Below are 26,034 nucleotides of genomic sequence, written 5' to 3' on the forward strand. Positions count from 1 at the left end.
GCGGGCTCATGCTGTTTACGCCGCCGGCACGGCTTGCCGAGTGATGTGACGTTGTGCCTGGTCATGCAACTGCTGCATATGCGGGCAATGCAGCGCAAGCCGGCGGGCGCGGTAGCCACGATGAAACAGCGCGAGCCATCCCCCTCGATTGTCCTGTGCAGGCGCCAGGCCGGTGAAAGCAAAACCGATGGCATTCAGACTGTGCAGATCCACGGCAAACTGTCGCGAAAGCTGTAGACGAATCGAAACCAGCCAATGCCCGGGCAGTGATCGCAACTGGTCGAGCAGTTCCGGATTGAGTTTTTCCAGCCACATTTCATGGCGGCTGCCGTGCTGCTGGACCTGAACCGAAGCTCCGCGCCAGCGTCCTGCATCAGCTCCGACGCCGAACACAGCGCTCAGACGCTCCATCAAGGGGCGGCAACTGGCTGGCCATGCCTGTTCTGGCAATGGCCGTTGATAGCCATCGATAGCACGTACACCCAACACGATCGACTCGGGTTTTTTACAACCAAAGGGTGAGCGGACATAGTCCGGCAACAATCCAGTGTTGTGAAAACCGAGGTTGATAGCCATGCGTTGGGTGTAAGGGTGATGGGTGACCTGTTTGATCGAGACGCTGCGACAACCCAACGCCTGCGCATGAGTCAGCAGTTGTCCGCCCAGCCGCGTGGCAATGTTCTTTCCACGGGTATCGGGATGTACGACGCTCAAGGCCAGTTCGGCATCGTGCGAGCTTTCGCTTTGCCGATACAAAGTGGCATGACCAAGAATCCGCTCACCCTCCACTGCAACCAGTGAATGCCAGCGTTTGTCGGCGTGGTTCTGATTGATCAGGCAGGGCATGTAAACGTCGGTTTGCACGTAATGATCACCGTAGACCTCGCGAAACAGCTGGCTGACGGCCTTGGCGTCGGTGTCACGGTAATTGCGCAGAATCAACGACTCCATCACGCACCTCCCGCTCTTCCTGGTCATAGCAGCGCAAGTCGACGATCCGCAGGCTTTTCCCTGCGCGAGGATGGCGCGCCAAGTCCTCAAACCGGCAACTCTGGATGCGCAGCTCCAATAACCGCTCAGCCCGCAGTTGCGCGATCGGCGGGTACAGTTCGATCAAGCGGGCCTCAAGTTTCTCGTCGATGAGCGCCGATCGTTCGATGACTGCGTATTTCAACGTCAACACATCTGCGCTATTGGCTTGTTCGATCAGCAATTGCCAATCGTCGCTGCCAGTGATGCTCCGTACGCTTTCGCTGATTTCATCGGTCATCAGCGACAGAATGCCGACCCGCACACGCTGGCTATTGCCGCTGCGTCCCCTCAGGGCGAATTTGCGTCGTGCAGTGCCCGGCGGTTCGCGCCAGCACGCTAGATCTCCGACGGGATAGCGGATCAGCGGCATCAAGCGGCGATGCAGATTGGTCAATACGAGCAGACCGGTTTGATTGCAGGCCTCGATCGTTGCGCCGCTGTGCTGATCGACAATCTCCAACAGGACGTGACCGTCGGGTGTGCGATGTTCTCCTTCGATGCAATCAGGATGACTGGCGCCAATGAATCCGCCATCGACGCTGGCGTAGCCGATCGAGGCAATGCGCGCGTTGGGCAGCACTTGCTCAAGGAGCTGGCGCTGTGAGGCAAACAGGCTCTCCCCGCCGTAAAGCACGCTATCAACCAGGGGCAACGTCAGTCCGCGTTGTTTGAGCCAACTGGCGAAAGTCAGTAATTGCGCGGGCACGCCAGCCAGTACATTGATTCGATGCTGTTCGATGGCATCGGCCAACTTCGGCGGATCAACCTCGCCGGTAAACGGAAACTCGCTGACAGCTGTTTGAACATGGGCGAGTGAGTCATGAATAAACAGAAAACTGGCGTAGAGGTCGCCAGCGAAAAACAGGTTGGCGACACGGTCGCCGGGGCTGAATTGTTCACTCAGGCTGCGGCCGAAATCTTCCACCGTGCGCTGCCATTCCGTGCGGGCATACACGGACAGCCTGCCACCGCCGGTTGATCCACCGCTCTTGAACACCAAGGCGTGGGCAATGGGGGCCGTCAGAACCGGCCATTGCATCAGATCCGCGCTGTCTTTCCAGAAGTCTGCCGGATCAAGCAGTGGCAATTCGCACAGTGAACTTATCGCCTCGGGGATGTTGGCGAGACTGTTCTTGTAGTAGGGCGAATGCTCGAGGGCGAAACCCGTTAATTCGCTAATCGAGTCGGTTATTTTCACGGTGTGTTCTTCTTGATTCGAATGAGCCAGCTCACGGCAAGCGTCAGCGGCGGGAGTCAATGACCAGCGGCGTCTTGCCGCTGTGTTTGTTTCGAGCGAAGTGTTCGGGCGAGCATTGCTCGATCTGCAGCACCAGCAATCCGCTGTCGATGATGGTCGTCAGGGTCAGGTAATCGGCGAGACGTGTATCAACCGTGGCGGCTGTAAGTTCGCAATGCAGTTGCATGCGCTCGACGCCCTCGGCGCTGTGGTCCAGCTGCAACTGAAACGGCACTTGCAGCCGCGACGCCAATTCGCTCAGGGAGATGAAGTCAGTGCCGATGCGCAACAGCTTGCCGTGGCGTTGCAACAGCTCGAAGCGTGGCGACGTCAGCCCGCAGGCGCAGACGCCCGGCAGCCAGCGCCCGGTGTCGCCAATCTCATAACGCTGCACGCGCTGGCCCCCTTCACGGGCGAGCGAGGTGACCAGCAGCCGACCGACTTGATCCTCGACCACCGGCACATCCTCATCGAACGCGACGATTTCCAAGTGCTGGATCACGTTCATCAGATGGAAAACCCCATCCGCCGAAGCCCTGCAGGCATGGCCTAGCGGGCCGGCATCGACGCTGCCGTAGATCGCCGAGCGAATGCTCGACACGCCACAACTGCGCAGCAATGCACGGTTCTGCTCGCTCAGGTGCTCGCCACCCAGAAAGACTTTTTCAACCCCGCCATAAGCGCGCAGCCGCTGCTGCTCATTCAAAAACAGGCGATGCACTGTGGCGGGCATTCCCACCAGCACGTTGACCCGTTGGTCGATGATCAATTGAGCAATCTCCCGATAATTGTCATCAGCGGGGGCGGCCATGGGCAGGTGCGTCACCTCAAGCAATTCCAGCGCTTTGCTGAAGCTGAGAAAACCGCCGTACAGCCCGCCACAGAAGAACAGGTTCATGACCCGATCCCGCGCCGGATCAAGACCAGCGGCGAACAGACCGTCAGCGGTCGCGCGCATCTGCCGATCAAAGTCGCGATAGCTGTAGCCGGCCAGAGCAGGGGTGCCGCTGCTGCCTCCGGAGCGGAAATACAACTGCGCCTGATCGTTGATGGGCTGGGCGACGAAGGCTTCTTTGTCCATGATCGCAGCGCACGGCGTCGCCGCTGATGGCGCTGGATCGAGACTGGCCTGATTCGGCAGTTGCGTGGCCGCCAGACTCACCGATACCCGTCGACTCAAACGTTGCAGCGCATAGACGCCATCATGGGGTTCGCCCTCGTAGCCGTCGTGAATGTTGCCGATCGGTGCGATCCGCGTGACTCCGGCAGCGATCAACGCATGGGTAAGCTCGACAATTTGCGATTGTGCGCATACCAGCGCACAGCTTTGCAGGGCGTTGCGCCACGGCAGCAGAGTGGCGGGCAGCAGCGCCTGCGGCACCGGGTGCAGCAATACGCTGCGAAACAGCGGCGAAGGTGCGAGTTGCCGATCATGGCTCCAGATCACCCGCCAGCCTGGGCCATTCCACACTTGCCCGGTGTGACCGGCAAAACTCTGACCGAGGCGGGCCATTTGCGTGTGCGTGGTAATTTGCGCAGCTTCCTGGCGTGTCGGCACCAGTGCCGGCCACTGTGCGGCGCGTCGTTGCAGGGCCTGCGCCAGGCGTTCACCGATATCGCGCAAGACTTGCGTGTCGTCGCTGTCCACCAACAGCCATTGCGGGCTGGAGCAGGCCTGCTGATCCAGTCGGCAAACTTCGTCGGCGACGGCATCAAGCGCCTCTGGCGTAGCCGATGCAGGAGTGAGATAGACGAAGCTGATGCGATGCCCCCAGTCGATCCAGCGACAACCCGGCGCGAGCTGTTGCCGAATGGCTTGCAAGGCCGCTTCGCCACCCCACGCCGCGACACCATTGGCCGATTTGCATAATTGGCCGATCTGCTCGGTGCTCGCTGGAACCACCGCCACGTGGCCGGCCAGTTGTCCGCTCGCATCGCAGTTCACCAACGCCCGCAACAGTCGCGCCGTCAGGCCTTGATCGCTGCGGCTGGGGCGCAACCAGTTGACGTTGCCGGCGAGCAGACTTTCCACCACCGCGCAAAAGGCCAGCAGCGGCGCGTTGGCCGGGGTGATGTGCACCACCAGCCCGAGCGGGCGCCAGGCTTCGAAGCGCGGCAGGCGATAATCGATACGGCGCAGGGAGTCGGCAGCGACGCCGAGTTCGCGCTGGCGTTTGATCGTCAAGGCTTCAGGTTGGCAGAAATCGATCAAGGCCTGCCGTTGTTCGCTGTCGAGGGGCAGGTTCGTGCGCGAGTCACGCAGCAGCTGGGCAAAAACAGTTATCGCCGTGATGACCGTGCTGCTGTCTAGCGATGTCGCCAAACGCTGGGGCAACTTGTGTTGCAGGTCTTGCAGCGCTTGGTCGAGGCTGTAAATGTCGTGCAGTTGTCCATTTATCAAATACATTTCAGTGACTTCCCAGTAATTCGGCGGCGGCCATCGCGCAGCTTCTGCCCGCTGTGGTGCCGGCGCGGCCGTGCAGTTCGAACCAGTCGCTGGTCAATCCACAGCCGCAACTTGCGCCCGGGTGCAGCGTGGCAAGGTCGCTCATGACCACGGCGTGGGCCGGGCTGGATGAGATGTAAGGCGAGACGAAGCCGAGCAGGCCTTGTTGGCCATAGGGCAGCAGAGAAAAATCCGCCGCATCGCGAATCAGCACCCGCGAATACACCGGCACATGAAAGCGGTGACGGGCGCATTCGATGTAAGGCACCGCATGCTCGACAGCGCCGTAACCGTCGCGGCAGCGGGCGGGTTCGATGCCCAATTGCCGATGGATATGGGCGTAGAGCTGCTGTTTGGGAATTTCCTGCGCAGCCTGGGTTTTCCAGCCGCCGCCAAAAAAGGCCAGCGAACCGGCGGGCAATTGCACATCCTGTACAGCGGTAGCCTGCATGCGTTGCAGGGTCTGCCAGAGAAACGCCGGGAAGCCGAAAATCCGTACCGGCAAACCTTCTTCAGCGAATGACTGCAATGCGGCGATGACACCGAATACGTCGAACTGATGGCCGCTACCGGTGTTGCGCAAGGCGTAAACCACGCGATTGACCGGGGCGAACCGACAGAGAAACTGGTCGGTAAACGAAGTCCCGAGCGTAATGTGACCCTCGGGTTCGTAGCTCAGCAGCAGGTAGTTGCACGGCGTATCCGGAGTGTCCCAACCGTAATGGCGAAAGATCTGCGCAACCATGAACTGCGCCCGCGCCAGGCTGCGTTCGTCGTAACGCATCCGGCTTTTCTGCCCGCTGGTGCCCGACGAAGTCAGTTCCAGGGCGTCCGCCCCCGTACTGCTGAGCAGCAAGTGTTGCTTGAAGAAACTGGCAAAGATCGGCGGCAGACGTGACCAGTCATCAAGACTGTCGAGGTCTTGCGGTGCCAGCCCATGGGCGTTGAGCCAATGGGCGTAACCCGGGGTGTGATCGCAGTGAAAGCGGCTGATTTCCTTCATCGCCCGATCAAACAGACCGGGCGCGGCTGAATCCGCGCAATAGGGGTGCTTCAACGCGCACAGCGCGTCGGCATAGGGTAGGTGAGTCATCAGTGTTCCTTACTGAGGCGAGGCCACATCAGCTGTGGTGGTTTGCAGGAGCCGGTAAACCATGGGCAGGCACATCAGCCCGCCGAATGCGGCCCAGAGAGCGAAGTATTCAAGACGGCCGCCGCCACCGATGGCCGCAATCAGCGAACCGCCAAGGCCCATGACGGCGATCGAAATCATGCCGGTCAGCGCCGACACCAGACCTTTGCTGTCGTCGCTGGCAAACAGCGCCAGGCGATACACCGCGGCGTTGCTCATGCCCAGCCCGACGGCGTACAGCGATAAACTCGCCACCACCGGACCAAGCCCCGCGCCGAACAATGCGCACGCGGCCAGAAACAGAAGGCCCAGACAGAACGGCCAGAGCGCCAGTTGAATCAATTGCGTCAGCGAATGAGTCTGCAGCAAGCGGTCGAGAATCAGATTGCCGGCAATCACCGCTGAGAAAACCGGAATCTGCCACAGGCCATATTCCAGCGGCGGCAGTTCCAGCACCCGCACCAGCAGCAACGGTGCCAGGCCTATCCATGTGATCAGGGGCAGACTCATCAGGCCCAGCGCCAGACTGGCGCAGAGAAAACGCGGGTTGCCCAACAACGCGCCATAGCGCCGTGAAGTGCAACGCCAGGAGAAGGGCACAAGGGGTGTTCGATGACCATCGCGGCGCTCGACGCCTACGGTTTCCGGCATCCACAGCAACAGACCGAGCCAGACCAGCGCTGCCGTGAATCCCAGCAGCAGAAAGATTTCCCGCCAGCTCAGCCATTCCAGCAACAGGATCCCCAGTAGCGGCCCGAGCAGCGGCGATAACAACGCAACATTGCCGAGCAACGCCATCAGCCTGACGGCGTCCGTTTCACAGAACACCTCCTGTAGCGCCGGATAGCTGACTGCGACGACAAACCCCAGACCCATGCCTTGCAACAGCCGCAACAGGTTGAACGCCCCAATACTGTCGGTGAAAAAAGCTGCCGCGCACGACAATCCGAACAGCGCGCTGCCCGACAACAACAGTGGTCGTCGGCCGTATTGATCGGACAACGGGCCGAGCAACCATTGCAGGCACACGCCACCCAACAGATACAGGTTGAAGGCATGGGGAACATGCCGCACGTCCGCGTCGAGGTCGGTGGTGACATCCAGCATCGCTGGCATGATCACATCGCTGGCCATGTAAGTGAGCAGTTCGAAAGCGGTCAGCGCCAGACAGAAACCCGCAACCTGTCTGGGGCCGATATTGATAAGTGTTCTCTGCATGAACATCCCTGTTTTATGAGTGGTAGGAAGTTCGCAGAGCCTAGGCGCAGGCGCACAGCCGACCTAGCCGTTTGCTGCGTCAGCAGATTTCAAAAACTTACGGCATGTTTAAAGGATTGGCGCGGCGTGAAACCTGTTTACCTGGCTGCCATTGCGGCGCAAACAACGATGCCCTCGTCAGTGCGGGCATTGATTGCGCCAGAGCAGGGAGGGCCATGCCTTAAGGTCGGGTTACCTTGCAGCCAAAAGTCTTCAGGGGCGGTAACATGAGCACCCGTTTGCCCCGGCGCATACCCGTAATCCGGGGAACGCTCGGCGTGCAACCGGCTACATTTCAATGTTTCAGGAAACCGCAATGACCCAGAAGCAACGCTTGATTTATTCGATTCTGATCGCTCTGTCGGTACTGGCGATCATGCTGGGCCTGTCCTGGCTGCAGAATGCCGGCATGATCACCGAGAAGACTTTCCAGTACGTGGCAATCGGCGTAGCGGTCGTGGTGGTCATCATCAACGGCGTGATGCGCCGCAAGGTCAAGCCCTGAAGGCGAGCCTCATTCGTGGTTGAGGACCGCTGCAGCCTGCGGGTGCAGGCTGTAACTCTTGTCGGCGTTGAAGGTGATCACGCCTTCGGCGCACAAGCGTTTAAGCACTTCTCGCACGCTGAGAAACGACAGCGGCACGTCCAGATCGAGCAACTGGCTATGTACGCCACGTACGCCCAGGCGACGATTGCTCTGTGCCGCCACGAGCAGCGCGTCGATGACTTTCAGGCGAATCAGGCTGGTGCGTAGGCCGAAACTCTTCAGTAGCACGCGAATACGCTCATTGCCCGGACGCTCGCCGCGCTGGGTGAAATTGCCAGAGTGCGAACTCATCGAAACGCCCTGTGGCGTCTGGCTACCGTCCGATGGTAGTTGCGAGTTGTACATGCGATTACTCCTTTTCAGAGCCAGATCGGGAAAGGTTTTGTTGCGCTCTCTAAACAAGACGTTTCAGCACGACAAATCATGAAAGAAAAGATGTAGAAATTTCGTCGCTAATTCGTCTCAGCCTTGTGATGACGGCATTGCCTCAATGGGCTACCCGCTAAATTTTTTCCCTCAGCTTCGTTTCTTCGACAGGCTCATTGCGCGTGGACGCAGGGGCAATCGACCTTTCGATCAGGAGCAAGCGTGATTATTTCCAGGCAACTCACCGGGCTGGCCCTCGCCAGCACCTTGTTCGGACTGAGCCTGTCGGCCCATGCACTGAGCCCGGCTGCACAAACCAGCGCCGATATTCGCCGCACCAGTTTCGGCGTGCCGCACATTCGCGCCGAAAACGAACGCGGTCTGGGTTTCGGCATCGGTTACGCCTACGCCCAGGACAATCTGTGCCTGCTGGCCAACGAGATCGTCACGGTCAATGGTCAGCGCTCCCAATATTTCGGCCCGGAGCAGTTCACTGTTGAACAACGGCAAAACCGCGTCAGTGATGTGTTCTTCACCTGGCTCAATACCCCTGAAGCGGTCGAAACCTTCTGGCAGGCGCAACCGACGCAGGTCCGCGACCTGGTCGAGGGATATGCCGCCGGTTACAACCGCTATCTGGCTGAACGCCGTCAGCAAGGGTTGCCGCAGCAATGCCAAGGCGAGTGGGTACGTGATATCAGTGCCGAGGATCTGGTCAAACTGACGCGGCGCCTGCTGGTTGAAGGCGGGGTGGGGCAGTTCGCCGAAGCCCTTGCTGGCGCGACGCCGCCGCAAGTGACCGCGCAGGTGAAGCATGACACCGAGGCGTTCCAGTTGGCCGACGCGCGTCAGCAACGTTTTGCTCTGGATCGCGGTAGTAACGCTGTGGCGGTCGGCAGCGAGCGCTCGTTCAATGGCCGTGGCATGTTACTGGCCAACCCGCATTTCCCATGGGTCGGGGGGATGCGCTTTTATCAGATGCACCTGACCATCCCCGGCAAGCTTGATGTGATGGGCGCCGCTTTGCCGGGATTGCCGATGATCAATATCGGTTTCAACCAGCATCTGGCCTGGACCCACACCGTCGATTCGTCGAAACACTTCACCTTGTATCGCCTGCAACTTGATCCAAAGGATCCGACTCGATATTTGTTCGATGGCAAGTCGCTGCCACTGAACAAACAGACGGTTACCGTGCAGGTCAAGCAGGCTGACGGACAGGTCGTAGCGGTTGCGCGCGACATCTACAGCTCGCAGTTCGGCCCGATCGTGCAATGGCCGGGCAAGCTCGACTGGGACAGGCAATATGCCTACAGCTTGCGCGATGCCAACCTCGACAACGACCGCGTGCTCGAACAGTGGTATGCGATGAACCAGGCCAGCAATCTAAAGGACCTGCAAGACGCAGTGCACAAGATCCAGGGCATTCCGTGGGTCAACACCCTGGCAGTGGATGACAAGGGCCAGACGCTGTACATGAACCTGTCGGTGGTACCGAACGTCAGCGCGGAAAAACTTGCCAAGTGCAGCGACCCACGCCTCGGTCTGCGCATGATCGTGCTGGACGGTTCCAACAGCGGCTGTGCCTGGGATGTCGATCCGCACGCGGCGCAGAAGGGCATCTTCGCTTCCAGCCAGTTGCCGCAATTGCTGCGCAGGGATTTCGTTCAGCACTCCAATGATTCGGCATGGCTGGCCAACCCGGCTCAACCGCTCACCGGCTATTCACCGCTGATCAGTCAGGAAGGACAACCGCTGGGCCTGCGCTCACGATTCGCGCTTGATCGTTTGGGTGAACTGAGCAAGAAAGGCCCGCTGGCAGTCAAGGATCTGCAGCACATGGTCATGGACGATCAGGTCTATCTGGCCGCGCAGGTCATGCCCGATCTGCGGAAGTTCTGCGGCGCCGATCTGGGCAGCGATGCCGCGACACTCAAGTCTGCGTGCGCCAGCCTCAAAGCCTGGGACGGCCGCGCAAATCTGGATTCCGGGCTCGGTCTGGTGCATTTTCAGAACATCATGCAGGCGCTGCTTGAATCAGCGGATATCTGGCGTGTTGCATTCAATCCGGCAGATGCGCAACACACTCCTCGCGGCCTGGCAGTCGAACAACCTGCCGTCGCCAAAGCACTGCGTGAAGCGATGCTCGCGTCGGTTGAGCGGGTCGCAAAAATGGGCCTGAAACCTGACACCCGCTGGGGTGATGTCCAGGTGGTCAGCAGCGGCGGGCAGCAAACGCCGATTCATGGCGGGCCGGGGACGCTGGGCATCTACAACGCGATGCAAAGCGTGCCCCGCGAAGACGGCAAACTTGAAGTGGTCAGCGGCACCAGCTATCTGCAAGTTGTGAGCTTCGATGAAAAAGGCCCGCACGCCCAAGGGCTGCTGGCGTTCTCGTTATCCAGTGATCCGATGTCGAAATACTCGCGGGATCAGACTGCTGCATTTTCGAAGAAGCAGTGGAGTGTTCTGCCGTTCACCGAACAGCAGATCCAGGCGGATCCGCAATATCAGGTGCAGACGATCAAGCAGGATCAGGCAGGGAAGGTGGCAGCGCAGTAAAACAGTCACAGCTCGAAACAAACGAAGGCCGCCTCCCGCAAGGGACGCGGCCTTCAGCTTTTCGGCGGGCGTTGCGGCATCGAATTGATTACCGGGTTGCCTTCCTTGTTGCGCGTCAAATAGACCGGCAGCACTTTCGGCAGGCTGTTGGCGAGGTGGTTCATCTCTTTGATGTTGTAGACGCCGCCCACGCGGATCGCGCCGGTACTGGTGTCGGCCAGCATCAACGGCTTGTCGAGGTAACGGTTGATCAGCGGCAGGGCGTCGTGCAGCGCGAGGTTGTCGAGCACCAAACGGCCGCTGCGCCAGGCCAGCGAAGTATCGCCAGGGTAGGTCTGACTGATTTGCGGCGCGTAATCGCCATGCCGGTAGCGCGCCTGCATCGAGGGACTGAGGCGCAGACCGTCGCCAGGCAAGTCGCGATTGCTGCTGACCAGCACCGAACCTTCGATCAGATTGACCCGCACCTGATCTTCGTACATCCACACATTGAACCGCGTACCGGTCACGCGGATCTTGCCGTCGCCGGCGCGAACCACGAACGGATGAGACGCGTCATGGCTGACATTAAAAAACGCCTCGCCCTTGTTCAGGGTGACGCGACGTTCATGTTTGTAATTGCTGAAGCTCAGGTCCGTGTGCAGGTTGAGTTCGAGCTGGCTGCCGTCACTCAGGGTGATCTGACGCACACTGTCGGTGGCGGCGTAATGCTGATAACTGTCAGGCACCCAGCCCAGACTCCAGCCGCTGTAAGCCGCGAGTGGCAAGGCGAGGGCGCAGGCGCCAGCAATGACCGCGAACTTGCGCCACGAACGCGAAGGCTTGCGCTGCGCGGCGAGTGCCTCGGGCTCGGTTCGAGGCAGATCTCCGGCGACTTCCCAGATCTCTTGCATGGCTTCGTATTCGAAGGCATGCAAAGGATGTGCAGCGTGCCAGGTCTCAAATGCGCGACGCTCCTCGTCCGTGCAGTCAGCGGCGTGCAGACGCATGCACCAGTGCGCGGCGGCATCGGTGATCGCATCGTATTCGGCTTCCGAGAGAGTGTCTTGGGTCATTGACTCGTCCTGATTTCGCTCATTCTAACCTCGCCGGCAGGCTGCCGAGAACATCCGTCATGGCATTTACCCATCAACGTGGAACTTATTTTTCCCTGTGGCGCCCAAAAAAACAGGAAGCAACTGCCTACTATCCATAAATGGAGTGAAAAAATGATCAAAAAGACATTCGCAGCCCTGATCGCCACTGCTGGTTTGCTCGGTGCCGGTGCCGCTCTGGCGGACAAGCCCGGCGCAGGCTGGATCACCATCGAAAAAGCCATCGAGGTCGCCAAGACCAAAGCCGGCTATGTCGAAGTCTATGAGATCGGCGCCGATAATGATGGCTACTGGGAAGGCAAAGGGCGCAAGGCCGATGGCACCGCCTACGAGTTCCGCATCGACGGCGCCTCGGGCAATGTGCTGCGCGAACAGAAGGACTAACCGACCGTAATCACTTTTGACTCTGGTCATGAGCAATGCGCTGGCGTTACGCCGGCGCATTTTTTTTGTCGTCACGCCAGCGCTTGCGAGGATCCCGCCTGATCTGCAACCGTCGCCGATAGCGGTATGGGCGCGGGAAGCGGGTCGAGCTGGCGCCCCAGTTCGCTGATGAGCAGGGCGATCGAGTCGGCGTTGGCGAGCATCACGTCGACCCGCGCATCTGCTGAAACAGGACTGCGAAACGCTCGGCGCGCGTCTGCAAGGTTTGTGGTTTTGGTAAGGCTGAGGATTTTCAGGTAATCCGCGGCATGCGTCGGCATTTTGTCCAGATCGGTCCAGACGTGGTTATCGGATTTCACCGCAAACAGGTGCGAGAGATTGCCGTAGCGCGACAATAACCTGCGATAACGTTCAAGCGAGTCCTTGGCCGCTTGCCCCTCTGCCGTCGTCGTGTCGATAAGGTCGAGATAAGGCCCCATGGCCTGGACCGTCACCAGATCTTCGCTGTCGCAAACCAGATGCGAGAGTTCATGGATAATCGTTACCGCGCGTGCGTGTGAATCAACATTGAATCGAGGAGGCAGATGGGCGGTGTATTTGTCCATTCTGGGATTGAAAAAAACCTCGGTGAGATGAATTATTTTTTGTTTGTCCTGTTTGAAAACGAAAGCAACGGTATTGGCGCTGCCAGGCCCATTCAGACCAGTAAAGAAGCGCTCGGTGTAGAGCAAATCATCTTTTGGGTTCGTCAATTCCTGGCAGACAGGAATTATCACTTTCTCGAGTTTTGTGAGCAGCAAGGGCGTTACCTCATGCACCTCGAAGAACTCCTTCAAAACCGTCTCCAGCCGTGTGCCCGCAGGATGGCTGCGCTGTGTAACGTAGTTATGCAGGCAGTTGACTGCGTATTCTCTTGCACGGTTTACGGCTTGCTGTATCACGAACGCCCTGGCCGGATAGCGACGGTGGATCTGGGCCATGCCTCTGGCCTGGATATACATTTCTATTGAGCGGTTTTCCTCGACTTCATGTTGAGCAGGGTCACGACGTTTTGATCGGCAGCGATGAACCGGCTGGCTGGCGCTTGCAACAACCAGACGGGCATTTTTCTCTTCGAGTGCCGGCCCCTGACTGCCGTCTTTTTTGCGCAAATACCAGTTTTTTTCGAGCTGGACTGCCGGATACACCTTGCCGGCAATGGCGGCGTATTTTTGCGTCGTTGACGAATCCCCATAGACCAGCTTATTGGCATCAAGCTTGAGGGATTCCAGCGCCGTACTGCTTTCAAAGGGCTGCAAATCAATCCGAGCGGGCGTGACGGGCGACACCTTTGCCCAGCGAGAGGCGACTTGCACCGTTGTGGCTGTACCCGCAGGTGCTTGCGCCTCTGCGGCGAATTCGGAGCCGGCCGTGTCTGCCTCGCTTTCCCATGACAGACGTCCCAGGCTGAAGAGGGTAATCGCCCCTGCGATGAAGCTTTTCAGGGCATTTGCCCAGTGGTGATCCTGAAGGCCTTCGGCGGACGCCTTGAAGTCCTGGTAGCTTCGCCACAGAAAAAAACCGGACGCGAGTTTGCCCGGTAGCAAATGTGGCACCAGGCGCACGCCGTGACTGAACAGAAACTTCACCGCTTCCCAATCCGCTTGGCCATTGATCTGTGGCTGGCTGCGCAACAGTTGCGGCAGAAGACGCAGAGTGTCCTGGTGAAACCGCTCGAGCACGTTGCCATTGATGGGCGCGCCATGAAGAGTGATTTCACTGTCTTTGCCGATCGTTGTTTTCAACAGGCTCTTGAATATCGCCTGCTGAGCTTCAGGCAGACGCCGGATGATCAAATCCTGGAAGTGCCCGGGGGTATTCAGTGCCTCGATCAGCTGCGCTTCGTTTTCGAATTCGCGAAACACATACCTGGAGTAAGGCGCATAGAGGATCCGGGGGCCTGTTTGCCCTGCGCCCGGACCGAAGACATACAAACCGAGTGTGTCGACGCAATCAGCGCCTGGGGTCTTGATCAGCGATAGGGGACAAGCGATGGCATGAGCGCCCTCGACCGCAGCGCGCGCTATCGCGTCCGGCATGTCGAGGACCTGGCAAATGTAGTCATAGCCGGTATCCGAGAGCTGTTGCTGCAATTTCATCGAGTGGGCGTGTTGCATCAATTGCCAAGGCAACTGGCGCAAAAACCGTTCTTTGCTGGTGCGAGCAGACGGGCTGTCGGCTGACAGCGCTTCGGTGACTTTCGCGGTGTAGGTGGTAGCAACATCAAGAGATTGCAGTAATTGCCGTACCGCGGCCTGGGCAAACTCTTTTGGTAAGGCTGTGGCCGTTGTCGAGGCGACTTTGAAACCGCTGCCCTGCACGACGTTGTGGTGATGCAAGGCAAATTCCAGCAAGTTGCAGGCAGGGCCGGCCAATATCAGATTGGGGGTGATCCGGATGTCCTGTGGCTTGAGCTCGTTGCCTGGAAAGCGGGCATCGAGCAGGGTTTTGAGGGTCTGCTCGATATGAGTGGCCAGCGCCGGGACCTCATCGAGGAAATCCTTGCCATCGATGAACGCATGCCGCAGTTCATCCAGCAGCGCGAGTTGCGTGCGTTGCTCCGTCGCCGAGGCCATACGCAACCAGTCGGGGTAATCCAGATGACGCGAAAGGGTTCGTGCAAGATCGATCGCGCGTCGCAGGTTGGTATCGATGACAGCATTCTTCATTTCATCAAGGAAGCTCGCCAATGTCTTTGGCTCCTTGATGCAAACTCGCAGCAGTTCACATTCTGCCAGGAACTGTTCAATGGCAGATTGCATGCGGTCTCGGGAGACACTGCCATTAATCAATTGAAACTCGCCCAGGGTGTATTGCTGGTCCAGTCTGTGTTGCGCCTTTGGCAGATTTTCCAGCAGCGTGTGGCTCTGATTGTTGTCGTCCAGTCGTTGTTGCAATTGCTTTTGCGCATTGGCGATGTCGTCAAACAGCTCCAGGCCCAGGGCCGGTGTCCAGAGGATGGCGCGCCCGGAATGTTTCACGTCCATGCCGCCGCGCTCGGTCAGCAGCACACAGTGAGCGAGCGGCAGCGCAGCGTTGGGCTCGGTTCCGATGAGGGTCAGTGACCAGGCATCGGGGCGAAAACCATTGAGTGACTGGCGGTCCCTGCGTGTCGGGTGCCTGGAATCGAACACGGTGTCGACGATCTTTCGTTCCGCCTCCAGCCATGACCCGCTGAGGCTGCGCAGGTACGCCTCACCACGCAGGCCGTCTTCGAATGCCTGGGCCAGTTTCCACAGAATGCCTTCGAGAAAGACGCGCTGTTCTGCGGCGTGCGCGGTCGGCTGGTCTTTGAAGTGGCTGGTCAGATTATCCAGCGTCCGCCCCAGAAGTGCCGCCTGCTGCGCAGCCTTGTCTGCCTGCACGAGTGACGATGGCGGTGTACTGGTAAACAACGGTCGGGTACTCCAGCGCTGATTGACGTCGAGCTTGAGCAGCCGTTCATGAATCATTGAGCGGATATCCAACGCCTTGTCGAAGAGCGCATGGATGTCAGTGGTGCGCTCGCTCTGACGAAAACGCTGCAGAACGAATTCAACGTTCTGACGTTGCTTGGTGATGATGGCCTCGAACAGCGTGGTCATGATCTCACCGCCAATGTTTTCCCCGGATACCTGCGCGTTAGCGAAGCCAAGGTAACGATTGCGCTCTTGCAGATTCATCAGCCCGTAGAGTTCGTCTTCGTGTCCGGCAGCCCGCATTTTCGCGGTCAGTGTCTGTTTGAGATCCGCGTAGTCGGCGAGTACCTGCAGGCCCTGGCTGGGCGTATAGAGATAAGCCTTGTCGTGATTGATCATCAGCGAGCCGGCCAGCTCGACACAGGCTGTTTCTTCGCTCAGGCACACGGTTTCGAACGTTGGCCGCCGTACCGCAACGGTTGGCTCACGTACCAGGCTGTGCAGGGCGTCGAACTCGCTGGCGGTGAGGATCTGCGTTTCGCGCTTGATCATCAGATCCGCGCGCGCCTGATCCTGCACCGTCTGGCTGAAGAAAGTACGTCTGGGCGAGCCTTCGAATGAAGCGCCGTTCCAAAACACCTCAAGCTGTCGAAACAACAGCATGGTCAGTTTTCCCGACGCCGACTTGATCGCATTGGTCCAGGCAGACTGATCGTCTTCGCGTACCGAACGACCAGGATGGGTAAACTCTACGAGCTGACCGTGGGGCCAGCCCTGACGGTGAAAGTGCACCAACAGCGCTTCGGTCAGCGACAGCGAGTCGACCCACTGTTTCCCATCCGAAGAAGTCACCGAATAGAAACCGACCCGGGTAAGCGACTGTTGCACGGCGCCAAAATGCGCTTCGAGCAGTTCGTCGAGAATCTTTTCCAGCAGCGTTGCAAGGGATGGCAGGCGTTTGAGTTCGTCCAGCAAGTCACGGGCGCACCTCTCCAGAGAGTCGCCGATTGCCAATTGCTGGTCCTCGAACACATCACCTTCGATGGTTTCGCAGGTCAGGGTGATACTGCGTTTTTCCACCAGTTCCTTGCGCAATGAAACCGAGAGGAAAGCCAGCAGATCATCGTTTTCCCTGGCGTTGTCGAGGCGTTTCTGCAGGGCATCAGTCAGGGCTTGCCGGTCAGCGAATTTTTTCAGGCCATCGTAGGGCGTATAGAGAAACACGCCGTTGTCATCCGGCCCTGCGCTGAGTATGAAGCTGCCTGCCAGCGGCACGGCCAGTTGCTTGTCGGCGTTGAGCAGGATGCGTTCGGCCAGCATTGGCGGTGTTTGCTTGTTGCGCAGCGATTGCGTAGCGAGTTGCGCATGTGCAAGCCAGTCGAAGTCTTTGCTGTTGAGACCGTGTGCCGGACCGAGGTCAGCGTGCAGGCCGGGTGAATCAAATATCACTGGAAACAACAGCGGGGCAGTCGGGATGGACATCATTGCAACTCTGAACAGGGCGCCATTGGGCTGGAACTCAACAGTAAATGCGCAGAGTGGAGCACTTGCGGTAGACAGTTACCGCACGTACCGAGATCAAAATGTGCATCAGGGCGCGCCAACCGATGGCAATGAATCGAAGGGTTGACAGCTGGCAGCTCGGACAGGGTTAATCGGTGGGCAAAATCGACCGTACGCTGTTGTTCCCTCCAATAATCATTCTGGAGCTTCAGATGTCTGCGCCACACGATCATGGCTCGTCCACAGTGTCCCTCGAAGCACTGACGCAACTGCTTGAAACGATTTTTCTGCGCCACGGCACCTCCAGCGAAGTCGCACGGGTACTCGCCGTCAACTGCGCCAACGCCGAACGCGACGGCGCTCACAGTCATGGCGTGTTTCGCATCCCCGGTTATGTCTCGACGCTGAAAAGCGGTTGGGTCAATGGCCATGCCGTGCCACAGGTTGAAGATGTCGCGTCGGGGTTTGTCCGGGTTGACGCTGGCAACGGTTTTGCCCAGCCAGCGTTGGCAGCGGCCCGACCCTTGCTGATCGAGAAGGCGCGTCATGCCGGGATCGCAGTCCTGGCAATTCGCAACTCGCATCATTTCGCCGCTTTGTGGCCGGATGTCGAGCCCTTCGCCGACGAAGGTCTGGTGGCGCTGAGCGTGGTCAACAGCATGACCTGCGTGGTGCCCCATGGCGCTGATCGGCCATTGTTCGGTACCAATCCGATTGCGTTCGCCGCGCCAAGGGCCAACGCCGCGCCGATTGTGTTCGATCTTGCCACCAGCGCCATCGCTCATGGCGATGTGCAGATCGCAGCGCGCAAGGGTGAAAAACTCCCGGCCGGCATGGGTGTCGACAGCCTCGGCCAGCCAACCCAGGACCCCAAAGCGATTCTCGAAGGCGGCGCCTTGTTGCCGTTTGGCGGCCATAAAGGCTCGGCGCTGTCGATGATGGTCGAGTTGCTGGCGGCGGCATTGACCGGCGGCAATTTCTCATTCGAGTTTGACTGGTCCAACCATCCCGGCGCGAAAACCCCGTGGACCGGCCAGCTGTTGATCGTCATCGATCCGAGCAAAGCGGCGGGGCAGAGCTTCGCCCAGCGCAGCGAGGAACTGGTACGGCAGATGCACGGGGTCGGTCTCAAGCGCCTGCCGGGGGATCGACGGCATTTGCAGCGAGGCCGATCACTGGCCCAGGGAATTGAGCTGGATGAGCAGACGCTGGGGCAGTTGCGGGAGTTGGCGGGGGAGTGAGCGTGCAGGCATAAAAAAAGCGAACCGGAAGGCTCGCTTTTTTTGTGGCGCTGGAACTCAGCGACGGCCGAGCAGCAGGCCCACCACCAGGCCGAAACCGGCGGAAATCGCCACGGTTTGCCATGGGTGGCCACCGATGTAGTTCTCGGTGGCTTCAACAGCGGGTTTGGTGCGGTCGCGCACGCTGGACACCGAATCCAGTGCCAGCTGCAGTTTCTGGGCGATTTGTGCACGCAGCGTTTCTGCTTCTTCGCCGACCAGTGAAGCGCTGCTCTTGAGCAGTTTGTCCGATTCTTCGATCAGAGCCTGAAGCTCGCTGAAAGCTTGATCCTTGATTTGCTCTTCGGCAGCTTGCGAGGCGGTTTTACGGGCCATTGGGTGACTCCTTGCAGGTGAATGGACAGTGACCAATGGAGTGTAACGGCAGGCGAAAAGTTGCATGTCATTCGTGGAGAAGGGAAAAACCTGCACCGGAGATTTCCATCGAGCGTGTAAGATGTCGCCATTTTACGCAGCAGGATAAATCCCCATGAGTTTCAATCTGGCCGACAAATCCCTCGCAGAGCGCGCAGCGCTGGAAGACGAGAAATCCCGTCTGTTCGAACTCTGGCAGAACAATCTGGGCAAAGCCAAAGGCGAAGCCGCGCGCTTGTTTGGGGAGCGCTCCAAGCGCAAGGGCAAATGGGCCGAGTGGGTCCGCGCCGAGCTGGACGGCATGTCGCCGCCGGAGTTCGCCAACATGGTGCGCAGTGAAGTCAATCGCCTGATGGCGGCGAACAAATAATCCGCTTCACGCCTGGCTGAACGTGGTGGCAATCGCCTCGCGAACCTTGACCAGCACCGGATCGATCTGCGTGCTGGTGCGCCAGCCCAGTTCCACCGGATAGCGCGGTAAAGCCAGAGGGCAGGGCAGCAACGCCAGCCCGCTCAGCGTCGCGATGCTTGCGGCGGCATGGGCCGGGATGGTCGCCACCGCCTGACTGCCCTTGAGCAGGAAGGGCAGCGCGGCGAAATGCGTGGTCGACGCGCAGACTCGCCGGCTCAAGCCCACTGCCGCCAATCCCTCATCGGTGATACCGATAAAGCCCCCCGACGACACCAGAATGTGCTCGCGTTCAACGAACTCCTGCAACGCGATCTGCTGTTGGCCTGGCGCGAGACTGGCCGGGTCGACCAGACACGCATAGCCGCCTTCCCCCAACACCTGACGACTGAGCAGGCGCTCGGAAAATCCGCCGGCAGTGATCGCCAGGTCGATGCTGCGTTCCATCAGCGCGCGGGCAACGATCTGGCTGTGGGTCTGGCGAAATATCAACCGCAGCTTCGGCGCATGGCGGGCGATTTCCTCGATCAAGCGGCGCCCGTAAGCAATTTCAAAATCATCTGACAGACCGATCGCCACCGAACGTCCTTCGTATTGATTGGCCGCCGGATCAAGCATGGCCAGACTTTGCCGGCATTTGTTGAGCGCATCGCTGATCACCGGTTTCAGCTGATTGGCTTGCAGGGTCGGCGCCAGTCCGCGCCCGGTGCGCACGAACAACTGATCGCCATACACCTCACGCAAGCGGCGCAATGCCGCGCTGACTGCCGATTGCGTTACGCCCAGGCGCAGGGCGGCGCGACTGGCACTGGATTCATCGTGCAGTGCTTCGAAGACTTTCAGCAGGTTGAGGTCAATGTCGGCGATATTCATTTGGTTCATATCATTCAGCAGTCGGCAGGGCTTTATTCATGATCGCGTGACGCCGGAGAATCGGCAACACCTGAACCTGAAGGAGTAAACACGATGGCCAAATCCATAGTGGCGGCGTTGCAGATCGGTGCCTTGCCCGGCGGCAAAGGCGAAACCCTTGAACAGATCCTTGCTTGGGAAGACGCAATCCGCGAATCCGGCGCCGCGTTGGTGGTGATGCCGGAAGCCTTGCTCGGTGGCTACCCGAAAGGCGAGGGCTTCGGCACCCAATTGGGCTACCGACTGCCCGAGGGGCGTGAGGCGTTCGCGCGGTATTTTGCCAACGCCATCGATGTGCCCGGCGCCGAAACCGACGCGCTGGCCGGATTGTCAGCGCGTACCGGGGCCAATCTGGTGATCGGCGTGATCGAGCGCGCTGGCAGCACGTTGTATTGCACGGTGCTGTATTTCGACCCGCAGGCCGGGCTGCTCGGCAAACACCGCAAGCTGATGCCCACCGGCACCGAGCGACTGATCTGGGGCAAGGGTGATGGCTCGACGCTGCCGGTGTTCGACACCCAGGTCGGCAAACTTGGCGCGGTGGTCTGCTGGGAAAACATGATGCCGCTGCTGCGCACGGCGATGTATGCCAAAGGCGTTGAGGTCTGGTGCGCGCCGACCGTGGACGAGCGCGAGATGTGGCAGGTCAGCATGCGCCACATCGCCCACGAAGGCCGCTGCTTTGTGGTCAGCGCCTGTCAGGTGCAGGCCTCGCCGAATGATTTGGGTGTGGAGATTGCCAATTGGCCGGGTGATCGGCCGTTGATCGCCGGTGGCAGCGTGATTGTCGGGCCGATGGGCGATGTGCTGGCGGGGCCGTTGCACGGGGAAGCGGGCTTGCTTACGGCGCAAATCGACACCGATGAACTGATCCGCGCGCGGTACGACTACGATGTGGTCGGCCACTACGCGCGGCCGGATGTCTTCGAGTTGACCGTTGATGAACGCGCGAAGCCGGGGGTGCGGTTCAACTCCTGACCTTGAAACTTGTTTTGAACCTGTGGGAGCTGGCTTGCCAGCGATGGGGCCATGTCAGTCGACATCTTTTTGGCAGATGCACCGCTATCGCTGGCAAGCCAGCTCCCACAGGGATCGGTGCCCGATCAGAAAACTTTTTACCACGTCGCCGCACTCGCCTTGGGCAGGCTCAACTTGCCGCTGTCGGTAAAGCGCATCGTGCCGAACAACCCGCCCGCCAGTTTGCCGCGCAGCACGTAGGGCAGGTTATCGAGGCTTTGCGTCTGGCTCAGGCCCAACGTCTGGCGCAGCACCGAGAACGCCGAGACGCTGACCGGCACCGTGACAATGGCTTCAGAGAAACGCGGGATCGAGCCGCTCTGATCGCTCACACCCGAAGCCAGCGAATGACCATTGACCTCCAGATCCAGGGCGATGCCGTTGTAATCGATCGCCGTTTCATTGGGGTTCTGTACGCGCAGCTTGATCGCGAAGCGTACTTCCAGTTCCTGGCTGGGTAACGGTTCGAGGCCGACCACGTTGATGTTCACCGGATCGCGGTTGGGAAACAGTGCGCAGGCGCTGAGCGACAACAGCACAAGCGACAGGATGACAGCGTGGACGCGGCGCATAAAAATCTCTCGACAAAAAAAGGGCTGAACCGTCGCCGGTGCAGCCCTTTTTTTCGAGGCGTGACGTCAGCGGTTCAACTGTGCGACAGCCGCCGCTTGGCCGGGTTCACCTTTGGCGGCGACGTCGGGGTTTTCCATGACCTGCAGAATCGACGCTTCCGGGTCGAAATCATCTTCTTCCAGCTCGATGAATTCTTCCGGCAGGAAGATGTTCAGCACGATAGCGCACAACGCACCGACAGTGATTGGCGATTCGAAGATGTTGCGCAGCGCTTGCGGCAGTTCGCGCAGGACTTCCGGCACCGCCGCGATGCCCAGGCCCATGCCCAGCGAGATCGCCACGATCAGCATGTTGCGTCGATGCAGGCCGGCCTCGGCGAGGATCTTGATCCCGGCCACGGCGACGGTGCCGAACATCACCAGTTCAGCGCCACCCAGCACCGGTTTCGGCATCAGTTGCAGCACTGCGCCGATCATCGGGAACAAACCGAGCAACACCAGCAGCCCGGCGATGAAAAACGCCACGTAGCGGCTGGCCACGCCGGTTAACTGGATCACACCGTTGTTCTGCGCAAACGTCACCATCGGCATGCTGTTGAACACTGCCGCCATGGCCGAGTTGAGACCATCGGCGAGCAGGCCGGATTTGATCCGGCGGATGTACAACGGGCCTTTCACCGGTTGCCGGGAGATCATCGAGTTGGCGGTCAGGTCACCGGCCGCTTCCAGCGGCGACACGAGGAAAATCACCGCCACCGGCACGAATGCCACCCAATCGAAGTTGAAGCCGTACTTGAACGGCACCGGCACGCTGACCAGCGGCACTTCGGGCATCGAAGCGAAATCCACCGTGCCCATCAGCCAGGCCACCACGTAGCCAAGGGTCAGGCCGATGACGATCGCGCCCAGGCGCAGAAACGGCACGTCGACACGGTTCAGCACTACGATGGTACCGATCACCAGCGCCGCCAGAAATACGTGACTGGCTGCGCCCAAGTCAGGCGCGCCGAAGCCGCCGGCGATGTCGGTCATCGCCACTTTGATCAGCGACAGACCCATCAGCGTGATGATCGTGCCGGTGACTACCGGGGTGATCAGCATGCGCAGCTTGCCGATGAACTGGCTGAGCACCACTTCAATGAACGCAGCGAAGAAGCACACGCCGAAGATCGTCGAGAGGATTTCGTCAGTGCCACCGCCGCGCGCCTTGACCATGAACCCGGCGCTGAGGATCACACTGATAAAGGAAAAACTGGTGCCTTGCAGACACAGCAGACCGGAACCGACCGGACCGAAGCGCTTGGCCTGGACAAAGGTGCCAAGGCCGGAGACGAACAGCGCCATGCTGATCAGGTAGGGGATTTCACTGTGCAGACCGAGGGCGCCACCCATGATCAGGGTCGGGGTGATGATGCCGACGAAACTGGCCAGCACGTGCTGCAACGCGGCGAACACCGTGGCGGTCAGGTGCGGACGGTCGTTGAGGCCGTAGATCAGGTCGTTGTTGCGCGGGGTTTTGTCAGAGGCGGTCATGGTGATGTGCGCGCCGCAAGGCGGGGCCGGGTCAGAAAATGGGTGCGCAGAATGCCGGAAGAGGGCGGCGAGGGCAACGAGCAATAACTGCCTGAAAGGTCAGGTTTTACTGCCTATGTGGGAGCGAGCCTGCTCGCGAAAGCGGTGGCTCAGTCTGCATCTCGGTGACTGACGAGCCGCCTTCGCGAGCAGGCTCGCTCCCACAATGATCGTCCACGCCCGTTAATCAGCAATGGCCAATCGCCCGTGGCATACTCCCGCGCATGACTTTCGACTCCCCCCTCAGTGCCTGGCAATACGCAGTCGACCACAAGGGTTTCATCCAGGATGAAGCCCAGGAACACGCGGTCTGGGCCTTGCAAAAATGCCATGAAGCCTTGCACGCCGGTGCCCGTTCGGTCAGCGGCGTGTACCTGTGGGGGCCGGTCGGTCGTGGCAAGACCTGGCTGATGGATCAGTTCTATCAGAGCCTGCGCGTGCCGGCGCGGCGTCAGCACTTTCATCACTTCATGGGCTGGGTGCATCAGCGTTCGTTTCAACTCAGTGGCATCGCCGATCCATTGCGCGCTTTGGCCAAAGAGCTGGCCGGCGAAGTGCGCGTGCTGTGCTTCGATGAACTGTTCGTCAATGACATCGGCGACGCGATCATTCTCGGCCGGCTGTTTCAAGTGATGTTTGACGAAGGCGTGGTGATCGTTTGCACGTCCAACCTGCCACCGGACGATCTGTACGCGGACGGCTTCAACCGCGACCGTTTCACGCCGGCGATTGCGGCGATCAAGGCACACATGACAGTGGTGGCGGTGAATGGCGCCGAGGATCATCGCTTGCATCCCGGAGCGATCGAACAGCGCTATTTTGTCAGCGCGACCGATTCGCCGAGCGCACTGGGTGCCGTGTTCAACTCGCTGGCTGCAGATGAGGCTGTCAGCGATGAGCCAGTCGCCGTGGGCCACCGCACACTCAACGTGGTGCGAGCCAGCGAATCCGTGCTGTGGTGCCGCTACAGCGATTTGTGCGAGCAACCTTTCGCCGCCATGGACTTCATTGCCCTGTGTGATCGCTACCGGGCTATTCTGTTGAGCGAAGTACCGAACCTCAGCGCACAGAAGCGTGAGGGACGCATTGCGCGCGGTACCGAAGACGGCGCTGAGCGCGTGGTCGCCGGCGACCGGGAACTGCCACAGTTATCGGTGCACGACGATGGCGTTCGCCGCTTTATCGCGCTGGTCGACGAATGCTACGACCGCAAGGTGCCGCTGTACGTCGAGGCAAGCGTTCCGATGGAGGCGCTGTACACCGAGGGCTATCTGGAATTCCCGTTCCGCCGCACCCTCAGCCGTTTGCGGGAGATGCAATTGCAGCGCTTCGCTGAAGCCTGAAAGAAGAGGGCGCCGACATGAGTCAACCGCTGTCCCATCATTTGCTGACCATGGCCTATCAGAATGCCTGGGCCAATCACCGCCTGGCCAAGGCCTGGAGCCAGCTCGACACCACTGAACTGGCGGCGCCACGGGTGAGCTTCTTCCCCAGCATCCGCCTCACGCTCAATCACATCCTCACCTGCGACTGGTTCTACGTTGATGCGCTGGAGCGCGAATTGCGCGGGGACGAGCCGCACCCGGATTGCTATGTTTTCTTCAATGCAGACGAGCCGTTTACCGAGGCTGCGGCGCTGCGTGCAGAGCAGGCCCGCGTCGATCGCCGGCTGATCGCCTATTGCGAGCAACTGCGCGATGCCGATCTGCCAAGAATCGTCACTATCGCTCGCGACGAACCGCAACATGACAGCCGCCTGCGCATGCTCTCGCACCTGTTCGAGCACCAGCTCCATCATCGTGGCCAGGTGCACGCCATGCTCAGCGGCACTACGGTCAAGCCACCGCAACTGGATGAATTTTTCTGTGTCGGCGAAAGCGCATTGCGCGCCGAAGACTTCGCCGAACTGGGCTGGACCGAAGAGCTCATCTGGGGCCACTGAGCGCAACAGATCGCAGCCTGATCTTCAAATTTCCGATTGCCCGCCCATTCAAACCCAAGCTAATGTCCCCAGGCCTTTCAGCTAGCACCTTGCGCGCCGGGGCTTTTTGCTTATCGGGGATGGAAATGGATTCCGCAGAAATACTCGTACTTCAGGCCAGCTACAGCAACCCGGTGCACGCCGAAGCCATCGGCATCGTGCTCAACCACTACGCCGAAGATCCCATGGGCGGCGGTCATCCGATCGCGCCCGAACTGCTGCAACGCCTGCCCGAAGAACTCGCCCGCCGCCCGCATGCCTTCAGCGTGCTGGCCTTCGTCGGCGGCGAACCGGCGGGGCTGGTCAACTGTTTTGAAGGCTTCTCCACTTTCGCCTGCAAACCGCTGGTCAACGTTCACGACGTCGCCGTGGTCGGCAAATTTCGCGGCCTGGGGCTCAGTCAGAAGATGCTGCAGAAGGTAGAAGAGATCGCCCGTCAGCGCGGCTGCTGCAAGATCACCCTGGAAGTGCTGGAAGGCAATGCGGTGGCGCAGGGTTCATATCGCAAATTCGGCTTTGCACCGGGGATGTTCAATCCAGATCACGGGCGGATGCTGTTCTGGATAAAGGACTTGCAGGCCTGAAGGCTCCTCACCGCAAATCACCAACATAAAAAAGGCGCCCCAATGAGGGCGCCTAACTGTCATCTCCCGGGCCAGAGCGGAGCCACGGAAGGTTCATCGGTTGCTCGGTAAAGCTCAGTCGCGATAAGAGTCGGTCACCTGCGCCGTCTGGTCAGCAGGGACGCGAATTTCTTTCGCACTGGAGTCGGCCTTTTGCTCGCTTTGCGCGTGCTGGACCGGGAAATTGTCGTAGTAATAACGCATACGTTCGGCACCGCCTTCAGCGAAGGCGCTGGTGGAGCCGAGGGCGAGCAAGGTGGTGAGGATGATAGTGGTGGTTTTCATGGTGCCTCCTA

Annotated in this window: 22 protein-coding genes; 9 read left to right on the forward strand and 13 right to left on the reverse strand. The window is 59.6% G+C overall.

The window, feature by feature from the left end:
• Window positions 1-15 precede the first annotated feature (15 nt).
• The 5 genes from NF676_RS13575 to NF676_RS13595 are packed head-to-tail and all read right to left on the reverse strand — an operon-like array spanning window position 16 to window position 7,065.
• Window positions 16-951, reverse strand: a complete 936-nt coding sequence (locus NF676_RS13575) for a GNAT family N-acetyltransferase (RefSeq protein ID WP_252887910.1) — start codon at window positions 949-951, stop codon at window positions 16-18.
• Window positions 920-2,230, reverse strand: coding sequence for a phenylacetate--CoA ligase family protein (locus NF676_RS13580; protein WP_252887911.1), 1,311 nt, complete (start codon window positions 2,228-2,230; stop codon window positions 920-922). Before NF676_RS13580 ends, NF676_RS13575 begins: the two co-directional genes overlap by 32 nt.
• Before the next feature lie 43 nt (window positions 2,231-2,273).
• Window positions 2,274-4,676 (reverse strand): aldehyde dehydrogenase family protein, encoded by a 2,403-nt coding sequence (locus tag NF676_RS13585; RefSeq protein WP_252887912.1) that lies wholly within the window; start codon window positions 4,674-4,676, stop codon window positions 2,274-2,276.
• A 1-nt stretch (window position 4,677) separates the two neighbouring features.
• Window positions 4,678-5,808: a LuxE/PaaK family acyltransferase gene (locus NF676_RS13590; RefSeq protein ID WP_252887913.1), complete on the reverse strand. Its 1,131-nt coding sequence runs from the start codon at window positions 5,806-5,808 to the stop codon at window positions 4,678-4,680.
• Window positions 5,809-5,817: 9 nt separating this feature from the next.
• Window positions 5,818-7,065 carry an MFS transporter gene (locus tag NF676_RS13595; RefSeq protein WP_252887914.1) on the reverse strand — a complete coding sequence of 416 codons (1,248 nt, stop codon included), beginning with the start codon at window positions 7,063-7,065 and terminating at the stop codon, window positions 5,818-5,820.
• 355 nt (window positions 7,066-7,420) lie between these two features.
• On the opposite strand from NF676_RS13595, the gene NF676_RS13600 reads away from it, so the two are divergent.
• Complete coding sequence (locus NF676_RS13600) at window positions 7,421-7,609, forward strand: hypothetical protein (RefSeq protein ID WP_041480969.1); 189 nt, start codon at window positions 7,421-7,423, stop codon at window positions 7,607-7,609.
• Between the two features lie 9 nt (window positions 7,610-7,618).
• On the opposite strand, the gene NF676_RS13605 is transcribed toward NF676_RS13600, so the two are convergent.
• Window positions 7,619-7,996, reverse strand: a complete 378-nt coding sequence (locus tag NF676_RS13605; RefSeq protein ID WP_252885999.1) for a fe2+ zn2+ uptake regulation protein — start codon at window positions 7,994-7,996, stop codon at window positions 7,619-7,621.
• A gap of 243 nt (window positions 7,997-8,239) precedes the next feature.
• On the opposite strand from NF676_RS13605, the gene pvdQ reads away from it, so the two are divergent.
• On the forward strand, window positions 8,240-10,579 hold the full coding sequence (pvdQ, locus tag NF676_RS13610) for a bifunctional acylase PvdQ (RefSeq protein ID WP_252887915.1): 2,340 nt from the start codon (window positions 8,240-8,242) through the stop codon (window positions 10,577-10,579).
• A 53-nt stretch (window positions 10,580-10,632) separates the two neighbouring features.
• Here pvdQ and NF676_RS13615 read toward each other — a convergent pair whose 3' ends face one another.
• Window positions 10,633-11,634, reverse strand: coding sequence for a FecR family protein (locus NF676_RS13615; RefSeq protein ID WP_150635371.1), 1,002 nt, complete (start codon window positions 11,632-11,634; stop codon window positions 10,633-10,635).
• A 153-nt stretch (window positions 11,635-11,787) separates the two neighbouring features.
• Here NF676_RS13615 and NF676_RS13620 point away from each other — a divergent pair, with 153 nt between their 5' ends.
• A complete protein-coding gene (locus NF676_RS13620) occupies window positions 11,788-12,057 on the forward strand; it encodes a PepSY domain-containing protein (RefSeq protein ID WP_095179971.1) in 270 nt (89 codons plus the stop codon).
• A gap of 71 nt (window positions 12,058-12,128) precedes the next feature.
• On the opposite strand, the gene NF676_RS13625 is transcribed toward NF676_RS13620, so the two are convergent.
• Window positions 12,129-16,976, reverse strand: coding sequence for a dermonecrotic toxin domain-containing protein (locus tag NF676_RS13625; protein WP_252887916.1), 4,848 nt, complete (start codon window positions 16,974-16,976; stop codon window positions 12,129-12,131).
• A 233-nt stretch (window positions 16,977-17,209) separates the two neighbouring features.
• Here NF676_RS13625 and NF676_RS13630 point away from each other — a divergent pair, with 233 nt between their 5' ends.
• Complete coding sequence (locus tag NF676_RS13630) at window positions 17,210-18,238, forward strand: Ldh family oxidoreductase (protein ID WP_252887917.1); 1,029 nt, start codon at window positions 17,210-17,212, stop codon at window positions 18,236-18,238.
• Between the two features lie 57 nt (window positions 18,239-18,295).
• Here the strand turns inward: NF676_RS13630 and NF676_RS13635 are convergent, their stop codons facing one another.
• On the reverse strand, window positions 18,296-18,613 hold the full coding sequence (locus NF676_RS13635; RefSeq protein ID WP_016774661.1) for an ElaB/YgaM/YqjD family protein: 318 nt from the start codon (window positions 18,611-18,613) through the stop codon (window positions 18,296-18,298).
• Window positions 18,614-18,767: 154 nt separating this feature from the next.
• Here NF676_RS13635 and NF676_RS13640 point away from each other — a divergent pair, with 154 nt between their 5' ends.
• A complete protein-coding gene (locus tag NF676_RS13640) occupies window positions 18,768-19,022 on the forward strand; it encodes a hypothetical protein (protein WP_003224595.1) in 255 nt (84 codons plus the stop codon).
• A 6-nt stretch (window positions 19,023-19,028) separates the two neighbouring features.
• Here the strand turns inward: NF676_RS13640 and NF676_RS13645 are convergent, their stop codons facing one another.
• Window positions 19,029-19,943, reverse strand: a complete 915-nt coding sequence (locus NF676_RS13645; RefSeq protein WP_252887918.1) for a LysR family transcriptional regulator — start codon at window positions 19,941-19,943, stop codon at window positions 19,029-19,031.
• 84 nt (window positions 19,944-20,027) lie between these two features.
• Between NF676_RS13645 and NF676_RS13650 the strand changes: the two genes are divergently transcribed.
• On the forward strand, window positions 20,028-20,951 hold the full coding sequence (locus NF676_RS13650) for a carbon-nitrogen hydrolase family protein (protein WP_252887919.1): 924 nt from the start codon (window positions 20,028-20,030) through the stop codon (window positions 20,949-20,951).
• Between the two features lie 137 nt (window positions 20,952-21,088).
• Here the strand turns inward: NF676_RS13650 and NF676_RS13655 are convergent, their stop codons facing one another.
• Both NF676_RS13655 and NF676_RS13660 read right to left on the reverse strand, forming a co-directional pair.
• Entirely contained in the window at window positions 21,089-21,562 is a 474-nt protein-coding gene (locus tag NF676_RS13655; RefSeq protein ID WP_056785875.1) for an LEA/WHy family protein, read from the reverse strand.
• A gap of 66 nt (window positions 21,563-21,628) precedes the next feature.
• A complete protein-coding gene (locus NF676_RS13660; protein WP_016774665.1) occupies window positions 21,629-23,095 on the reverse strand; it encodes a nucleobase:cation symporter-2 family protein in 1,467 nt (488 codons plus the stop codon).
• 263 nt (window positions 23,096-23,358) lie between these two features.
• On the opposite strand from NF676_RS13660, the gene zapE reads away from it, so the two are divergent.
• From zapE to NF676_RS13675, 3 genes are all read left to right on the forward strand, one after another.
• Window positions 23,359-24,477, forward strand: a complete 1,119-nt coding sequence (zapE, locus tag NF676_RS13665; protein WP_252887920.1) for a cell division protein ZapE — start codon at window positions 23,359-23,361, stop codon at window positions 24,475-24,477.
• Between the two features lie 17 nt (window positions 24,478-24,494).
• Window positions 24,495-25,076 (forward strand): DinB family protein, encoded by a 582-nt coding sequence (locus NF676_RS13670; protein ID WP_076563029.1) that lies wholly within the window; start codon window positions 24,495-24,497, stop codon window positions 25,074-25,076.
• Window positions 25,077-25,201: 125 nt separating this feature from the next.
• A complete protein-coding gene (locus NF676_RS13675) occupies window positions 25,202-25,699 on the forward strand; it encodes a GNAT family N-acetyltransferase (RefSeq protein WP_024012903.1) in 498 nt (165 codons plus the stop codon).
• A 114-nt stretch (window positions 25,700-25,813) separates the two neighbouring features.
• Here the strand turns inward: NF676_RS13675 and NF676_RS13680 are convergent, their stop codons facing one another.
• The gene (locus NF676_RS13680) at window positions 25,814-26,023 is read right to left on the reverse strand and encodes a hypothetical protein (protein ID WP_252887921.1); all 210 of its coding nucleotides are present in this window, start codon (window positions 26,021-26,023) and stop codon (window positions 25,814-25,816) included.
• Window positions 26,024-26,034: the final 11 nt, after the last annotated feature.

It is taken from the genome of Pseudomonas siliginis (assembly GCF_024072275.1).
Taxonomy (GTDB): Bacteria; Pseudomonadota; Gammaproteobacteria; order Pseudomonadales; family Pseudomonadaceae; genus Aquipseudomonas; species Aquipseudomonas siliginis.

Bases quoted from the DNA above. Each gene is read 5' to 3' on its own strand.
- zapE (WP_252887920.1), top strand. From the start codon at position 23,359: ATGACTTTCGACTCCCCCCTCAGTGCCTGGCAATACGCAGTCGACCAC.
- NF676_RS13605 (WP_252885999.1), bottom strand. From the start codon at position 7,996: ATGTACAACTCGCAACTACCATCGGACGGTAGCCAGACGCCACAGGGC.
- NF676_RS13575 (WP_252887910.1), bottom strand. From the start codon at position 951: ATGGAGTCGTTGATTCTGCGCAATTACCGTGACACCGACGCCAAGGCC.
- NF676_RS13640 (WP_003224595.1), top strand. From the start codon at position 18,768: ATGAGTTTCAATCTGGCCGACAAATCCCTCGCAGAGCGCGCAGCGCTG.
- NF676_RS13625 (WP_252887916.1), bottom strand. From the start codon at position 16,976: ATGTCCATCCCGACTGCCCCGCTGTTGTTTCCAGTGATATTTGATTCA.
- NF676_RS13655 (WP_056785875.1), bottom strand. From the start codon at position 21,562: ATGCGCCGCGTCCACGCTGTCATCCTGTCGCTTGTGCTGTTGTCGCTC.
- NF676_RS13615 (WP_150635371.1), bottom strand. From the start codon at position 11,634: ATGACCCAAGACACTCTCTCGGAAGCCGAATACGATGCGATCACCGAT.
- NF676_RS13595 (WP_252887914.1), bottom strand. From the start codon at position 7,065: ATGCAGAGAACACTTATCAATATCGGCCCCAGACAGGTTGCGGGTTTC.
- NF676_RS13675 (WP_024012903.1), top strand. From the start codon at position 25,202: ATGGATTCCGCAGAAATACTCGTACTTCAGGCCAGCTACAGCAACCCG.
- NF676_RS13650 (WP_252887919.1), top strand. From the start codon at position 20,028: ATGGCCAAATCCATAGTGGCGGCGTTGCAGATCGGTGCCTTGCCCGGC.
- NF676_RS13660 (WP_016774665.1), bottom strand. From the start codon at position 23,095: ATGACCGCCTCTGACAAAACCCCGCGCAACAACGACCTGATCTACGGC.
- NF676_RS13670 (WP_076563029.1), top strand. From the start codon at position 24,495: ATGAGTCAACCGCTGTCCCATCATTTGCTGACCATGGCCTATCAGAAT.
- NF676_RS13600 (WP_041480969.1), top strand. From the start codon at position 7,421: ATGACCCAGAAGCAACGCTTGATTTATTCGATTCTGATCGCTCTGTCG.
- NF676_RS13645 (WP_252887918.1), bottom strand. From the start codon at position 19,943: ATGAACCAAATGAATATCGCCGACATTGACCTCAACCTGCTGAAAGTC.
- NF676_RS13590 (WP_252887913.1), bottom strand. From the start codon at position 5,808: ATGACTCACCTACCCTATGCCGACGCGCTGTGCGCGTTGAAGCACCCC.
- NF676_RS13630 (WP_252887917.1), top strand. From the start codon at position 17,210: ATGTCTGCGCCACACGATCATGGCTCGTCCACAGTGTCCCTCGAAGCA.
- NF676_RS13680 (WP_252887921.1), bottom strand. From the start codon at position 26,023: ATGAAAACCACCACTATCATCCTCACCACCTTGCTCGCCCTCGGCTCC.
- NF676_RS13620 (WP_095179971.1), top strand. From the start codon at position 11,788: ATGATCAAAAAGACATTCGCAGCCCTGATCGCCACTGCTGGTTTGCTC.
- NF676_RS13585 (WP_252887912.1), bottom strand. From the start codon at position 4,676: ATGTATTTGATAAATGGACAACTGCACGACATTTACAGCCTCGACCAA.
- NF676_RS13635 (WP_016774661.1), bottom strand. From the start codon at position 18,613: ATGGCCCGTAAAACCGCCTCGCAAGCTGCCGAAGAGCAAATCAAGGAT.